The sequence below is a fragment of the Cupriavidus sp. CuC1 genome, assembly GCF_044627735.1.
GTDB lineage: Bacteria > Pseudomonadota > Gammaproteobacteria > Burkholderiales > Burkholderiaceae > Cupriavidus > Cupriavidus ulmosensis.
Window position 1 is genome coordinate 40,066 of the sequence record NZ_JBIUHC010000014.1, and the last position, 14,848, is coordinate 54,913.

13 protein-coding genes are annotated in these 14,848 nt (G+C 66.1%); 3 read left to right on the forward strand and 10 right to left on the reverse strand.

Translation table 11 applies throughout. From position 1 onward, the window contains the following. Positions 1 to 153: 153 nt before the first annotated feature. Positions 154 to 639, forward strand: a complete 486-nt coding sequence (locus ACGLHR_RS08670; protein ID WP_400093243.1) for a cupin domain-containing protein — start codon at positions 154 to 156, stop codon at positions 637 to 639. Positions 640 to 683: 44 nt separating this feature from the next. Here the strand turns inward: ACGLHR_RS08670 and ACGLHR_RS08675 are convergent, their stop codons facing one another. Further along, positions 684 to 1,898, reverse strand: a complete 1,215-nt coding sequence (locus ACGLHR_RS08675) for a polyhydroxyalkanoate depolymerase (protein ID WP_400093245.1) — start codon at positions 1,896 to 1,898, stop codon at positions 684 to 686. Between the two features lie 492 nt (positions 1,899 to 2,390). Here ACGLHR_RS08675 and ACGLHR_RS08680 point away from each other — a divergent pair, with 492 nt between their 5' ends. After that, on the forward strand, positions 2,391 to 3,047 hold the full coding sequence (locus ACGLHR_RS08680) for a glutathione S-transferase family protein (protein ID WP_267604017.1): 657 nt from the start codon (positions 2,391 to 2,393) through the stop codon (positions 3,045 to 3,047). Between the two features lie 67 nt (positions 3,048 to 3,114). On the opposite strand, the gene ACGLHR_RS08685 is transcribed toward ACGLHR_RS08680, so the two are convergent. Continuing rightward, entirely contained in the window at positions 3,115 to 5,151 is a 2,037-nt protein-coding gene (locus ACGLHR_RS08685; protein WP_400093246.1) for an acetoacetate--CoA ligase, read from the reverse strand. A gap of 81 nt (positions 5,152 to 5,232) precedes the next feature. Further along, positions 5,233 to 6,762 carry a 4-hydroxy-3-polyprenylbenzoate decarboxylase gene (gene ubiD, locus ACGLHR_RS08690; RefSeq protein WP_318234308.1) on the reverse strand — a complete coding sequence of 510 codons (1,530 nt, stop codon included), beginning with the start codon at positions 6,760 to 6,762 and terminating at the stop codon, positions 5,233 to 5,235. 632 nt (positions 6,763 to 7,394) lie between these two features. Between ubiD and ACGLHR_RS08695 the strand changes: the two genes are divergently transcribed. Beyond that, positions 7,395 to 8,480, forward strand: coding sequence for a transglycosylase SLT domain-containing protein (locus tag ACGLHR_RS08695; RefSeq protein ID WP_400093248.1), 1,086 nt, complete (start codon positions 7,395 to 7,397; stop codon positions 8,478 to 8,480). Between the two features lie 91 nt (positions 8,481 to 8,571). On the opposite strand, the gene ACGLHR_RS08700 is transcribed toward ACGLHR_RS08695, so the two are convergent. The 7 genes from ACGLHR_RS08700 to ACGLHR_RS08730 form a co-directional block, all read right to left on the reverse strand. Further along, a complete protein-coding gene (locus ACGLHR_RS08700; RefSeq protein WP_400093250.1) occupies positions 8,572 to 9,753 on the reverse strand; it encodes a pyridoxal phosphate-dependent aminotransferase in 1,182 nt (393 codons plus the stop codon). A gap of 132 nt (positions 9,754 to 9,885) precedes the next feature. Then, positions 9,886 to 10,407: a transcription antitermination factor NusB gene (nusB, locus tag ACGLHR_RS08705; protein WP_318234310.1), complete on the reverse strand. Its 522-nt coding sequence runs from the start codon at positions 10,405 to 10,407 to the stop codon at positions 9,886 to 9,888. Then, the gene (gene ribH, locus ACGLHR_RS08710) at positions 10,400 to 10,903 is read right to left on the reverse strand and encodes a 6,7-dimethyl-8-ribityllumazine synthase (RefSeq protein WP_400093252.1); all 504 of its coding nucleotides are present in this window, start codon (positions 10,901 to 10,903) and stop codon (positions 10,400 to 10,402) included. Before ribH ends, nusB begins: the two co-directional genes overlap by 8 nt. A gap of 64 nt (positions 10,904 to 10,967) precedes the next feature. Further along, positions 10,968 to 12,080, reverse strand: coding sequence for a bifunctional 3,4-dihydroxy-2-butanone-4-phosphate synthase/GTP cyclohydrolase II (gene ribBA / locus ACGLHR_RS08715; protein WP_267604009.1), 1,113 nt, complete (start codon positions 12,078 to 12,080; stop codon positions 10,968 to 10,970). A gap of 299 nt (positions 12,081 to 12,379) precedes the next feature. Beyond that, positions 12,380 to 13,009, reverse strand: a complete 630-nt coding sequence (locus tag ACGLHR_RS08720; protein WP_400093254.1) for a riboflavin synthase — start codon at positions 13,007 to 13,009, stop codon at positions 12,380 to 12,382. Positions 13,010 to 13,083: 74 nt separating this feature from the next. Then, the gene (gene ribD / locus ACGLHR_RS08725) at positions 13,084 to 14,202 is read right to left on the reverse strand and encodes a bifunctional diaminohydroxyphosphoribosylaminopyrimidine deaminase/5-amino-6-(5-phosphoribosylamino)uracil reductase RibD (protein ID WP_267604008.1); all 1,119 of its coding nucleotides are present in this window, start codon (positions 14,200 to 14,202) and stop codon (positions 13,084 to 13,086) included. Positions 14,203 to 14,270: 68 nt separating this feature from the next. Continuing rightward, positions 14,271 to 14,843: a GspH/FimT family pseudopilin gene (locus tag ACGLHR_RS08730; RefSeq protein ID WP_400093256.1), complete on the reverse strand. Its 573-nt coding sequence runs from the start codon at positions 14,841 to 14,843 to the stop codon at positions 14,271 to 14,273. Between the last annotated feature and the right edge of the window lie 5 nt (positions 14,844 to 14,848).

Consider the following 14,848-nt stretch of genomic DNA (forward strand, 5'->3'; position numbering starts at 1 on the left):
GTCGGGCGATCATCCGGCGTGCGCCTTGCGCAGCGATCGGCGCGCCACATTCGGATCGGTTCTCGCCGCTTCCGGCGCTGCCGGGCAGGCCGGGCGCTGGCGTGAATGTTGCGTCGCAGCGCAGAGCGTTTCCCCCAGCGAAAGGAGCTTGTCATGGCCGAGTCCCTCAGCAAGTCCACCGCGTCCGCCGGCGATGCTGCCACGGACGCCTCTCCCACGAAGTTCTCCCACGTGCGCCCGCAAGACACCGCCTTCGTCGACCAGGGTTTGCGCGATTTCTTCCTGTATCGCGACCTGGGCATCGCCGAGGCCACCGGCGGCAAGTTGCTGGTGCAACTGGTCAAGGCCAACCAGCCGCCCGAGCAAGGCACAGGCTGGCACCGGCACGAGGCGCAGTTCCATGTGGTGCTGATGCTCAAGGGCTGGGCGCGCTTTATGTACGAGGACAAGGAGACGCTGGTGGCGACCGGCGATTGTGTGCACCAGCGCCCCGGCATCACGCATTTCCTGTTCGACTACTCGCCGGATATGGAGTACCTGGAGATCGTGGGGCCAGCGGATTTTGGCACCGTCGAAGTCGAGGGCCCGTGCGCGGTGCCAGCGGTGACGCCGTGGCCGGCGGACCGCGACGCCGCTTAATCCGCGCCGCGTGGCCTTATGCGTTCGGCCTTGTGTGTTCAACATTACGCGTTCATATGGACGGCGTTGCGCACTAGCGGATAAACCTGCGAATCCCAGCGCTTGCCATTGAACACGCCGTAATGCCCCACGCCGGTTTGCACGTGGTGCATACGCATATAGGGCCGCAGGCTGCCGCACAGTTCCTGCGCGGCCATGGTCTGCCCGATGGCGCAGATATCGTCGCGCTCGCCCTCCACCGTGAGGAGTGCCGTGCGGTGGATCGCGTGGGGGTTCACGCGGCGCCCGCCGACGTCCAGCAGGCCCTGTGCCAGCAGGAATTCCTGGAACACCATGCTCACGGTCTCCAGATAGAACTCAGCGGTCAGGTCCATGGTGGCGAAGTATTCCTCGTAGAACACCTGGATGGCATCCGCGCGATCATGCTGGCCGTTGGCACGCAGATCATAGAGGTCGCGGAAGGCCTGCTGGTGGCGCTCGCTGTTCATGCTCATGAAGGCAATCAGCTGCATGAAGCCGGGATACACGCGACGCATCGCGCCGGCAAAGCGAAACGGCACGTAGCTGGTGAGCGAGCGCTCGAACCATTCGATGGGCTGGCTGGTGGCGAGCTCATTGACCTTGGTCGGGTTGATGCGCGCGTCGATGGGGCCGGCCATCAGGATCAGGCTCGGCGGCTGTGCCGGATCGCTATCCTCGGCCATCAACGCCACGGCGGCGAGCGCGGCCACGGTGGGCTGGCATACCGCCATCAGGTGTGTGCCGCCGCCAAGCGCGCGCAGGAAATCCATCAGGTGGTAGACGTACTGGTCAAAGCCAAAGCGGCCATGCGCCAGCGAGATGTCGCGCGGGTTGTGCCAGTCGGTGATATAGACATCGTGATCGCGCAGCATGGTCTGCACGGTGCCACGCAGCAGCGTGGCAAAGTGGCCCGACATCGGCGCCACCAGCAGCACGCGCGGCTGGCCCGAGACGCCGTGCTTGCGAAAGTGCAGCAGTGAGCAGAACGGCGTGCTCCCGGTCACTTCCTCCGTGACCTGTACCGGTGTGCCGTTCACCATCACGCTGTCGATGGCGAAGGGCGGGCGATGGTGCGTCAACCGGCTCAGCGCCAGCACGTCGCAGGCCGCGCGCGTGGCGCGCATCGGCTCGCTGCCTGCCAGGCGCGGGTTGGCGGCAAGGGTGCTCGACACCATGTCGGCCATGCAGCATGCGGGCTGCATGAGATCCGCATAAGTCTGGTACACCTGATACAGCATGGCTCGCCCCCTTTTATGCGTTCACCTCATCAGCCGCAATATGCGTGCCACGGCCGCTCCAGTTGGCATGAGGCTTGCGGGCCTGCCCGTATAGCGGAACGGGGTGACCTGTTCTGGTTCGTATGCGGCGCAAGCGGCGCGCGCGAACGACGCACGCGGATCTTCGCCAGTACATCTGCCTCATGCTGGTGCCGCGCGGCGCACCGTGCCGGTGCCGCCGTGGCCGCAGCACGTCCGGACCATGAAATGGCGTACCCGATGCACACCGGCTTCAGGCTCGGCGCATGCCTTTGCATCCCGTCAAGGTAAGCGCAAGCAGGACTAATGTTCCCGCCATGATGTAGTACAAATTCATAGTAGAAGCAGCTAGCACAAAGCACACAACGCATAGCGCGACACTGCAGCGAGAGGCACGGGCGCACCGTCTGCTGGCACACAGATGACGGGGTTCGCCCGCCATGCAACGGCTTTTCCAGGTGGCAAGGAGGCGGGATGGCAAGGACGACACTCACCATCAGCAGTAAGACGTATTCATCGTGGTCGCTGCGCGGCTGGCTGCTGGTGCGCTTCGCGGGGCTGGAATTCGAGGAGGTGCTGGTGCCCCCCGACGACGCCGCGGCGCGCGCGGAAATCCTGCTGCTGTCGCCTTCGATCCTCGTTCCACGCCTGCTGCATCAGGGCGTGACAGTGTGGGACACGCTGGCCATCGCCGAGTATCTCAACGAGGTCCGCCCCAAGGCCGGACTGCTGCCGGATGATCGCGCCGCGCGCGCGCATTGCCGCGCCATCTGCGGCGAGATGCACTCGGGCTTCGCCGCCATGCGCGCGGCGTTGCCGATGAACCTGAAGGGGCATTTTCCTGGCTTCAAGGTGTGGTCGCGCGCGCAGGCCGACATCGACCGTATCACGCAGATCTGGACCGAGTGCCTGACGCAATACGGCGGCCCCTACCTGTTTGGTGCGACGCGCACCATGGCCGATGCGATGTACGCGCCGGTGGTGACGCGCTTCGTGACCTACGGCGTGATGCTGGATCCGGCGCCGGTGGAGTACTGCAAGCAGATACTTGCCATGCCGGAGTTGCAGGAATGGATTGCCGCGGCGAAGAAGGAGCCCGACGAAATCAGCGAACTCGAAGTGGAGTTCTGACCTTCTTGCCAGGAGATGGAAGAGGGCGCACCGCGGCGTTTTGCGCCGCGGTGCGCCCTTGTTCGTTTCACACCGCCGCGGATTCGCTGGCGCGCGCCGCGATAAAGCGCTCGGCGTAGGCGAAGTACCAGTCCAGCGTTCCCGGGTTGGCCATGGCGTCGCGGTTGGCGATCTTGTCGGGCGGGTGGCCCAGCAGCAGCTTCTTGATGGGCACTTCCATCTTCTTGCCCGACAGCGTGCGCGGCACGCCGGGCACCTGCAGGATCTCGTTGGGCACATGGCGTGAGGACAGCGCGCAGCGGATGCGCGCGCGCATGGTGTCGCGCAATGCATCGTCCAGGACCATGCCCTCGCGCAGCACCACGAACAGCGGCATGTACGAATCGCGCCCCAGGTATTCGAGGTCCACCACCATGCTGTCGAGCACTTCCGGCAGGTCCTCCACCACGCGGTACAGCTCGCTGGTGCCCATGCGGATGCCGTGGCGGTTGATGGTTGCGTCCGAGCGGCCGTAGATGATGGCGCCGCCGTGCGCGGTGATCTTGATCCAGTCACCGTGGCGCCACACGCCGGGATAGGTGTCGAAGTAGCTGTCACGGTAACGCTGCCCGTCCGTGTCGCCCCAGAGGAACAGCGGCATCGACGGCATGGGCGCCGTGCAGACCAGCTCGCCCACTTCGCCCACCAGCGCGTTGCCCGCTTCGTCGAAGGCTTCGACTTTCGCACCCAGGCAGCGGCACTGCATCTCGCCCGAGTAGACCGGCAGGATCGGGCAGCCTGCCACGAACGAGCCGGCGAAGTCGGTGCCGCCGCTCATCGGCGCAAGCCAGATGTCCGCGCCCACGTGGCGGTAGATCCAGTCATAGGCTTCGGCCGGCAGCGGCGAGCCGGTCGAGCCGAGCGCGCGCAGCCGGGAAAGGTCGGCCAGGCGGGCGGGTTCGATCCCCGCCTTCATGCCGGCGGTGAAGAACGCCGCGCCCGCGCCAAAGGCGGTGACGCGGGCGGCGTCCACGAAGCGCCAAAGCACACCGCCATCGGGCCACGCGGGATTGCCGTCGTAGAGTGCGATGGTGCTGCCCAGCAGCAGGCCTGCGATCTGCGCGTTCCACATGATCCAGCCGCTGCTGCTGTACCAATGGAAGACGTCGTCCGGCCCGAGGTTGTTGTGAAAGGCCATCAGCTTGAGCTGCTCGATGACGATCCCGCCGTGGCCATGCACGATGGGCTTGGGCATGCCGGTGGTGCCTGAGGAATAGACGATCCACAGCGGGTGGTCGAACGGCACGGACTCGATCGCCAGCGCCACGCGATGCGCCAGCACCGCCTGCCATGTGTGGCGGCGCACGTTGGCGGGGAGCGGGATGGCGTCCGGGCCGGCCTGCGCATCGGCATGCTCGCCCGGCACCAGCACCAGGTCCGTGAGCGAAGGCAGGGCGGCAGCCAGCTCGGCCAGCACCGTTGCCCGGTCGTAGGCCTTGCCGCCGTAACGGTAGCCATCGACTGCGACAAGCACCTTGGGCTCGATCTGGCGGAAGCGGTCGATTACCGCGACCTGGCCCATGTCGGGCGCGCAGCCCGACCAGGTCGCGCCCAGGCTGGCGGTGGCCAGGAAGGCGACGACGGTGGCGGGAATGTTCGGCAGGTAGCCCGCCACGCGGTCGCCGCGCGCCACGCCCATGCCGCGCAGGGCATGCGCCAGCGAGGCAACCTGCTGCTCCAGCGCATCCCAGCTCAGGTCAGTGACCGCGATGGATTCACCGGCGTAGCGGATGGCCGTGCGCTGGCGCGCGGTGCCGCTGCCAGCATGGCGGAACACCTGCTGCACATAGTTGAGGCTGGCGCCTTCGAACCAGCGCGCACCGGGCATCCGTGCGCTGGCGAGCACGCGCGTGGGCGGGGTGTCGAAGCGCAGGTCGAAATAGGCGCGGATGGCGTCCCAGAAGGCTTCCAGGTCGGTCACCGACCACTGCCACAGCGCGGCGTAATCGGCAAAGGCGAGGCCGCGCTCGCTCTCCAGCCAGCGCATGAAGTGCGCAACGCGGCTGCCGTCGCGGAACGCCGGCGATGGCGTCCACATCAGTTGCCCTTCTTCAAGGGTGGTCATGGCTCCTCCTGGGGTCCGTCTCGCGCGGACGTGCGGATGGGTTGCGATGCGATTTAGTGGGATCTTACATGTTGCCCGCGATCACGCTTTGGCGCGGGCCTCGAACAGGGAGTCCCACATGCTGTCGACGCGTGCCTTGACCGCGGCATCCATCTGGATCGGTCGGCCCCATTCGCGGGTGGTTTCGCCCGGCCATTTGTCGGTGGCGTCGATGCCCATCTTCGAGCCCAGCCCCGACACCGGCGAGGCAAAGTCGAGGTAGTCGATCGGCGTGTTCTCCACCAGCACGGTATCGCGCGCGGGATCGACACGGGTGGTGATGGCCCAGATCACTTCCTTCCAGTCGCGCACGTCGACATCGTCGTCCACCACTACGATGAACTTCGTATACATGAACTGGCGCAGGAAGCTCCAGACGCCGAACATCACGCGCTTGGCGTGGCCGGCGTACTGCTTCTTCATGCGCACCACGGCCATGCGATAGCTGCAGCCCTCCGGCGGCAGGTAGAAGTCGGTGATCTCGGGGAACTGCTTTTGCAGCAGCGGCACGAAGACTTCATTGAGCGCCACGCCCAGCACCGCGGGCTCGTCGGGTGGCTTGCCGGTATAGGTGGAGTGGTAGATCGGGTCGCGCCGCATGGTGATGCGGTCGATGGTGAAGACGGGGAACCAATCCTGCTCGTTGTAGTAGCCGGTGTGGTCGCCATACGGGCCTTCCAGCGCGTGCTGGTAGCCGGTGGGATGATCCGGGTCGGGCTGGATATGGCCTTCCAGCACGAACTCGGCCGAGGCCGGCACGCTCAGCTCTGACAGCGTCGGCGTGATACAGCCCGCCAGCGCCGTGCGGCTGCCGCGCAGCAGGCCGGCAAACTGGTATTCCGACAAGGTGTCCGGCACCGGGGTGACGGCGCCGAGGATGGTGGCCGGGTCAGCGCCCAGCGCCACCGCGATCGGGAACGGCTTGCCGGGGTTGGCCAGCGCGTGCTCGCGGAAATCCAGCGCGCCGCCGCGATGCGCCAGCCAGCGCATGATCACCTGGTTGCGGCTGATCACCTGCTGGCGGTAGATGCCCAGGTTCTGGCGCTTCTTGTGCGGGCCTTTGGTGATCACCAGGCCCCAGGTGATCAGAGGCGCCGCGTCTTCCGGCCAGCAGGTCTGGATCGGCAGGCGCGCCAGGTCCACGTCGTTGCCTTCCCAGACCACCTCCTGGCAGGCCGGGCTGCTGACGCGCTTGGGCGCCATGTCCCACACCGACTTGGCCAAGGTGAACAGTTTGCCCGCTTCGCGCAGGCCGCGGGGCGGCTCGGGCTCCTTGAGCGCCGACAAGACGCGGCCAATGTCGCGCAGGTCGGCCAGGCTCTCCGCGCCCATGCCGAGGGCCACTCTTCGTGTCGTGCCGAACAGATTGGCCAGTACGGGCACGCTATAAGTCTGACCAGGCCGATGCGGATCGCTCGGGTTTTCGAACACGACGGCAGGTCCGCCGGCTCGCAACAGCCTGTCGCAGATTTCGGTCATTTCGAGGTTGGGCGACACCGGCGCACCGATCCGTTTCAGCTCGCCAAGGCCTTCCAGTTGGCCCAGGAAATCGCGCAAGTCGTTGTATTTCATGATTTATTCGATTGAGGCGCAGGCACGTTAGCGCACCTGTCCATGCAAGTGGTGTGAAGCAATATTCACATGAAAGTGATGGGACACAAAAAAATCGTCCCAATTTGCATCTCCAAATTGTAAATTTTTTGACTCTGCCTTGGTCGGTAGGGATGGCCTCTATGCTTTGCCAGTACTGAGATTTACCCAATCGAGGTGGCATGAAAGTGCGTCAAAGACCCTTGTTACATATAACTAAAAGCTTTGTTTTATATAAACGTTATTCTTGACGATGTATAAAAGGGTTCCTACAATCCGGTTCTGCTCGTTGGACTGTTGCGGTGCAGCACATTTTCTTCTGCCCTGTCAAGGGGATTAGTGGGGAAATATCCATATCTGATCATATGAACGGATGCGTCTGAGCAGGACGGATTCGATCGATCGCCCCGGCCGTGGCCGGGTGCTTTGAGTAGTTCGCGGCAGGGCAGGCTCCCCCAAGAGCCTACCCTGTTTCTCGTTGGGCGCATGGGGAGCGCCCACCAACAGGTGCTGGACGTCTTTGCTAGGCGGCGCGGCATCCTTACTTGAATACGCGGTCAACGGGCGTGCGGCGCAGCAGCGCGGCACGAAGCGGGCAGCGGATGGAGGTAAGTATGAGTGGTTGGAAAACCCTTCATCTTCCCGGAGTCGGGCGGGCATTGCAGGTCCGTTTCAGACACCCGGTACCCGGAGTGAGTCGGGCATTGCAGGTCCGCCTTGCGCATCCGGTCGCTGGCCGCGCTTTACGGAGCGGTCGCGCAACATTGAAATATGCCCTGAACAGTCTCGGGGTCATGTCTGTAGTCGCTGCGGTATCGCTGTCTGTCAGCCAGGAATGGCGTACGGCCCTGGCCGGTGCGCTGGCCGGCGAGGAAGCGCCCGCAGTGTTGATGGAAGCCGCAGTGCCTGCGTCCACGGCCGATGTGGCCGCGGCCAAGCTGGGCCTGACGATGGCGCAGTCCACGCAGTCCACGCAGTCCAAGCCCGCAGGCTTGCCGACCGTGTCCGGCACGGACGACTGGGGCCAGCAGCCCGCCGGCAAGGTACCCTCCGTGGCCCACCTGGCCGCGCAGATCCCGGCACAGCGCGTGGCGCTTGACGCGCGCAATCCGGCCACGCTGGGCAGCGCGCGCGAGCAGGCTGTGGTGGCTGAGTACATCGCTCGCAAGTATCGAGTGGCGGCGCAGGCTACCGCGCAACTGGTGAAGGCCGCGTACCTGACGGGGCGCGAGGTCGGTATCGATCCGTTGCTGATCCTGGGCGTGATCGCGATCGAGTCCAGCTTCAATCCGTACGCGGAGAGCGGCGTGGGCGCCCAGGGCCTGATGCAGGTGATGACCAAGGTCCACCAGGACAAATACGAGGCCGTGGGCGGCGTGGCAGCCGCGCTGAACCCGTATGCCAACATCAAGATCGGCGCGCTGGTGCTCAAGGACTGCATCGCCCGCGCCGGTTCGCTGGAAGGCGGCCTGAAGTATTACGTGGGTGCGGCGACCACCAACACTGATGGCGGCTATGGCGCCAAGGTGCTGGCAGAGCGCGCCCGCCTGCGCCAGCTGCCGGGCGTGCGCAGCGTCGCGGCTGAGCCGGTGTCCGCCAAGCCTGAAGTGACGGCGGATGCCAAGGCTCAAGCCGAACATCATCACGGCACGGCCGGCGATAAGCTGGAAGCGGCAGGCAACGTTCCGAAAAGCGCCTGATCCCGGGATCTTCACATCTCGGGCAGCGCAGAAAAAAAGCACCCTTCCGGGTGCTTTTTTTTTTCGTTGCAGCTACGGCTCTGGCTGGCGTTCAGGCGAAGAACTTGCCCAGGCGGGCCATGGCCTCCTCGATGTTCTCCATCGAGGTCGCGTAGGAAATCCGGATGTAGTCGCTCGCCGTGAAGGGGCCAAAGTCCTGGCCCGGCACCAGCACCACACCGGCATCGTGCAGCATGGCCTGCGTCAGGCTGTCGGCATCGCCCGCGGCCGGGTGGTTGACGCCACGGCAGTCCGCATAGACGTAGAAGGCGCCATCCGGCTTGACCGGCACCCGCAGGCCGAGCGACTCCAGCGCCGGCACGACGGCATCGCGGCGGCGGTGGAACTCCGCCTTGCGCGCATCGTAGATCGCCAGCGCCTCGGGGGAGAAGCAGGCCAGCGCGGCATGCTGGGCAACGGCCGAGGCGCAGATGAAGAGGTTCTGCGCCACTTTCTCGAAGGCGCCCACCAGTTCGTCCGGCACCACCAGCCAGCCCAGGCGCCAGCCGGTCATATTGAAGTACTTGGAGAAGCTGTTGACGGTGATCACGTCCTCGTCCAGGCTCAGCGCCGATACCGGCGGCGCGTCGTACGACAGGCCCTGGTAGATCTCGTCGACGATGGCAAAGCCCTGGCGGGCCCGCACGGCCTTCAGGATGCGCGCCAGCTCGTCCGGCAGGATCGATGTGCCGGTGGGGTTGGAAGGCGACGCCAGCAGCACGCCACGGGTCTGTTCGCCCCAGTGGGTCTCCACCTGCTCGGCCGTGAGCTGGAAGCGCTGGGCCGGGCCGCTCGGGATCATCTTCGCGCGGCCGTCGAAAGCGGCAACGAAATGCCGGTTGCAGGGGTAGCTGGGGTCGGGCATCAGCACTTCCGCGCCGATCTCCACCAGCACGGCGCAGGCCAGCAGCAACGCGGCCGAGGCACCGGCGGTCACCACCACGCGGCGCGCCGGGATGTCGATCCCGTACATGGTCTTGTAATAGCCGGCGATGGCCTCGCGCAACGGTGCGATGCCCAGCGCGCTGGTGTACTGGGTCACGCCGCGGCGCATGGCGGCCTCGGCGGCCCGGACCACGGGCTCGGCGGCGGTGAAGTCGGGCTCGCCGATCCCCATGTGGATGATGTGGCGCCCGGCGCGCTCGAGTTCGGCGGCCTGCTTGGCCAGCTCCATCACGTGGAAGGCGTCGATATTGGCAAGGCGGGAGGCGGTGGCGAGGCGCTGCAGGTCCATGGTGGGAATAGGCTTGGTGGGCTGGGTTGAATGAATTTGGACGGAGTTGGGCGCAGTACATGTAAAAACACCCGCCGGAGCGGGTGTCGGTACGGCAAGCATGGCACCGTGAACGGCGCCGGTTGCCGTCGTTCAGCGTCGGGCGGCCAGTTCCGGCGCGCGCACCTTGGCGGCCAGCTTGTCCAGCACGCCGTTGACGTACTTGTAGCCTTCCACGCCGCCGAAGGTCTTGGTCAATTCCACGGCTTCGTTGATGACAACCTTGTACGGGATGTCCACGCAGTGGATCAACTCGTAGCTGCCGATCAGCAGGGCCGCACGCTCGACCGGCGAGAGCTCGCTCACCGGGCGGTCCAGGAACGGCTCGAAGGCGCCCGTCAGCCGGGCTTCTTCGCGGATGGCGCCATTGAGCAGTGCGTCGAAGTGCTCGCGGTCAGCCTTGTTGAAGCCTTGGGCGTCGTGCAGGTGGGCCTGGATCGCATCGGTATCGTTGCGGTTCAGCAGCCACTGGTAGAGGCCCTGCAGGGCGAGCTCGCGCGAGCGCCGGCGCGCGCTCTTGGGCGCTGCCTTGGGCTCGGTCTTGGCGACGGGCTTGGTGCCGGCGTCGTCCGCTGGCTTGCCGGCGGGGTTGCTGCTCTCGGGCGCGTCACTCATCGTCGTCCTCGTCTTCATCCGCTTCCTGGTTGCGCAGCGAATCCAGCGCGGAGACCAGGTTGGCCATTTCCACCGCGGCGCGGGCGCAGTCGCGGCCCTTCTCGCGGGTGCGGGCATGGGCCTGGGCGTCGGTGTCGACGGTCAGGATGCCGTTGGCGATGGGCACATTGAAGTCCAGGCCGACACGGCTGATGCCGGCGCCCGATTCATTCGAGACCAGCTCGAAGTGATAGGTCTCGCCGCGCACGACCGCGCCCAGCGCGACCAGCGCATCGAACTGGCCGCTTTCAGCCATTTTTTGCAATGCCAGTGGCACTTCGAGCGCGCCCGGCACGGTCACCACCAGGGTGTCCTCGCCTTCGATGCCCAGCTTTTCCAGCTCGGCGACGCAGGCTTCGAGCAGCTCGGCGCAAACCGGCTCGTTGAAGCGCGCTTGCACGATGCCGATGCGCAGGCCTTCACCTTCGAGGTTGCTGGGGTAGAAACCGTGATCCATCTTTATTCTCCAGGGTTCGGGTGGCGGCCAGCGACAGGTTCGCGGCTGCCGTGTATCCGGTAGTTCAGTTAGCCTGGCCGCCGCTCATGGGCTGGTAGCCAGTCACTTCAAGGTCATAGCCGGTCATGCTCGGCATTTTCAGCGGAGATGCCAGCACGCGCATCTTGCCCACGCCGAGATCCTTGAGGATCTGGGCGCCGGTGCCGTAGGTGCGCAAGTCCGGCTTCACGCGCGGGCGGTTTTGCGGCGCGTCGAGCGCCGAGAACTGCGTGAACAGCTGTTCGGCCGTGTCGCCGCAGTTCAGCAACACCATCACGCCATGCTCGGACTGCGCAATGGCTTCGAGCGCGGCGGGCACGCTCCAGGAGTGCGTGGTACGCGACACTTCCAGCAGGTCCAGCGTGGAAAGCGGCTCGTGCACGCGCACCAGCGTTTCACGATCGGCCTGGGGGTTGCCCTTGACCAGCGCCAGGTGGGCGCGGCCGCTCGGCTTGTCGCGATAGATGATGCTGTGGAACGTGCCGTACGGCGTTTGCATGGTGCGCTCGCCGGCGCGCTCGATGATGCTCTCGGTGCGGCTGCGGTAGTGGATCAGGTCGGCAATGGTGCCGATCTTGATGTGATGCTCTTGCGCGAACTCGATCAGGTCCGGCAGGCGCGCCATGGTGCCATCGTCCTTCATGATCTCGCAGATCACGGCGGCCGGCGTCAGGCCAGCCAGGGCGCCCAGGTCGCAACCGGCTTCGGTATGGCCCGCGCGAATCAGCACGCCGCCGGGTTGGGCCGTCAACGGGAAGATATGGCCGGGCTGGACCAGGTCGGCGGCACGGGCATCCTTGGCCACCGCGGCTTGCACGGTGCGGGCGCGGTCGGCCGCCGAGATGCCGGTCGTGACGCCCTCCGCCGCTTCGATTGACACCGTGAAGTTGGTGCCGTGCACCGTGCCGTTGCGGCTGACCATGGGCTGCAGCTCGAGCTGGCGGCAGCGTTCGGCGGTCAGTGTCAGGCAGATGAGGCCACGGCCGTACTTGGCCATGAAATTGATCGCCTCCGGTGTGACGAAATCGGCAGCCAGGACCAGGTCGCCCTCGTTCTCGCGGTCTTCCTCGTCAACCAGGATGACCATGCGGCCGGCACGGATTTCGGCAATGATTTCTTCTGTACGGGCGATTGTCATGGCTTGCAGGCTGGGAAGCTGGCTGAAGTTTGGGCTGGAATTCTGGCTGAATTTCGGGCGGGATGGCTTGCTGGCCGGCTGCCGGTGCAATCTGGCCGATACCCGCTTTGACGCACTTTTGCGCGCTTTTGCGGTATACCGGCCGACTGCGGCAGCGGTCTGGCCCAATATTGTACGTCAACCGGGCGCCGCAGGGCGCGCGGCGCCTGCCGGGCCAATGCCGAAGGCCCTCCGTGTGACGGTGGGCGGCGGCAAGTCAGGTGGCCTTGCCAGGCGGCGGGGTGCTGAAAGGACGCGTGTCAGGCGGGTTTCGGGGCGCTCAACATCCGCTCCACGTACCGCGCGATCAGGTCGATCTCCAGGTTCACGCGCGCGCCGGGCTTCAGATCCTGCAGCGTGGTGACTTCGATGGTGTGGGGGATCAGGTTGATCGAGAACGTGCAACCGTCTTCGTCGTCGATGACCTTGTTGACCGTCAGCGACACGCCGTTGACCACCACGGACCCCTTGTAGGCCAGGTAGCGTCCCAGCTCGCGCGGGGCGCGCACGCGCAGTTCATGGGACTCGCCCACCGGCGCGAAGTGCGTGACTTCGCCAAGCCCGTCGACATGGCCCGAGACCAGGTGGCCGCCGAGGCGGTCGGCCAGGGTCAGCGCCTTCTCCAGGTTGACCCGGCCGGGCTTGTCCAGGCCAGCGGTCTTGTCGAGCGATTCGCGGGAGACATCGACGTCGAAGGCGTCGCCGTCCAGCGCGATGACCGTCATGCAGGCACCCTGGATGGCGATGCTGTCGCCAAGGATGACATCGGACAGGTCCAGCCCGTTGGCACGGATGCGCAGGCGCACGCCGGCATCGGCTGCGGCTTCGCTGGCGCCCAGCGGGGAAACGGTTTCGATGCGGCCGACGGCCGCGACAATGCCAGTGAACATGATCGATGCGTGATGCAATGGGAAAACACGCATGCTAGCAGGTGTGGAGCCGATTCGTTTTTACCGGCAGGCGATCAGACGTGATCGGCGCGGCGCGCGATCAGGCGCAGGTCTTCGCCGATCATGCGCACATCGTGCCAGCGGAAGGCCGCGGCGTCCTGCAGCCGCGCCAGGGGCGGCAACTGGAACATGCCTTGCGCGTCGCCCAGCAGCTTGGGCGCCAGGTAGATCAGCAGCTCGTCGGCGCAATGCTCGCGGATCAGCGATCCGTTGAGCTTGAAGCCGGCTTCCACGTGCAGCTCGTTGACGCCGCGCCGGCCGAGCTCTTCCAGCATGTGGCGCAATTCCACCTTGCCGTGCGGATTGGGCAGCACCACCACTTCCGCGCCGCGGGCTTCCAGGGCGCGCCGGCGCGCCGTATCGTCAAAGGCGCAGAACACCAGCACCGGCTTGGCAAAGTCCCCGGTGTCCGGCGTCAGCAGGCGCGCGTCCAGGGGAATCTCCAGCCGGGAATCCACCACCACGCGCTGGGGCTGGCGCGGCGTGTCCACGGCACGCACATTGAGCTGCGGGTTGTCGTCTCGCACGGTGCCGATGCCGGTCAGGATGGCGCTGGCGCGCGCACGCCAGGCGTGGCCGTCGTCGCGCGCCGCCTGGCCGGTAATCCACTGGCTACTGCCGTCGTGCAGCGCGGTGCCGCCGTCGAGCGAGGCGGCCACCTTGACACGCACCCAGGGCAGGCCGCGCGTCATCCGATTGACAAAGCCGATGTTGAGCTCGCGTGCTTCTTTTTCGAGCAGGCCGCAGCGCACGTCCACGCCGGCTTCGCGCAGCCGCTGCAAGCCACGGCCGGAAACCGTCGGGTTCGGGTCTTCCATGGCCGCCACCACGCGCGCGATGCCGGCGCGCACCAGCGCGTCCGCGCAGGGCGGCGTCCGGCCAAAATGGCTGCAGGGCTCGAGCGTGACAAAGGCGGTGGCACCCTTGGGATCGTTCCCGCGCGCCGCGGCATCCTTGAGCGCCTGGATCTCGGCGTGATCCTGCCCGGCGGGTTGGGTGAAGCCCTGGCCGATGATCTTGCCGTCCTTGGACAAAACGCAGCCAACGCGCGGGTTGGGCGTGGTGGTGTACATGCCACGCTCGGCGAGCGCGAGAGCCTGTGCCATGGCTGCGTGGTCGGTATCGGAGAACATGAGGCCTGGTGCTTCCTGCCGCGCGGGCGGTGAGTTGATGCGTTGGATACGGTTTCAGTCTTCTGGTGTCAGGGCGGCGCGGACTGTGCGAGGTCGCCGCAATCGGCATCCTGCCCCGGCGTGCACAGACGGACGCGGCCGTGAGCACCGAGCCTTAGCTGCCGCTGTTCGCCCTGGCAGGAAACGGTGAAGGTGGCAGCGAGGAACCCGCCTTGCTCTGAGCGAGAGTATCCCACAGCTGTCATGCGCAGCGTATTGCTGCCTTGCGTGGTGGAGCGCAGGGCAATGCGCAGGCAGGCGTTGCGCAGTTCGACGACCGCAAGTAAGCCGGCATCGTCCTGGCCAGGCTCGCCCCCTGGCGCCAGTGCCAGGCGCCAGCCATGATCCAGCGACGAGGCGCCCGGCAAGGGCGTCAATATCACGTCGGATCGCCGGGCCACGGCGGCGGAGCGCGCCACCGCCAGCGAGCCGGCCAGGCGGTCTGCCGCCAGCATCACCTGCTGGCGCGCTTGCAAGCGCTGCCAGGACGGGAAAGCCAGCGCTGCCAGGATGGCCAGCACGGCCAAGCAGGTCAGCAGCTCGGCAAGCGTTGCGCCGCGACGCGAATGCCGGCGCCAGTGCGGGTGCCAGATCCGACGCATGGCCG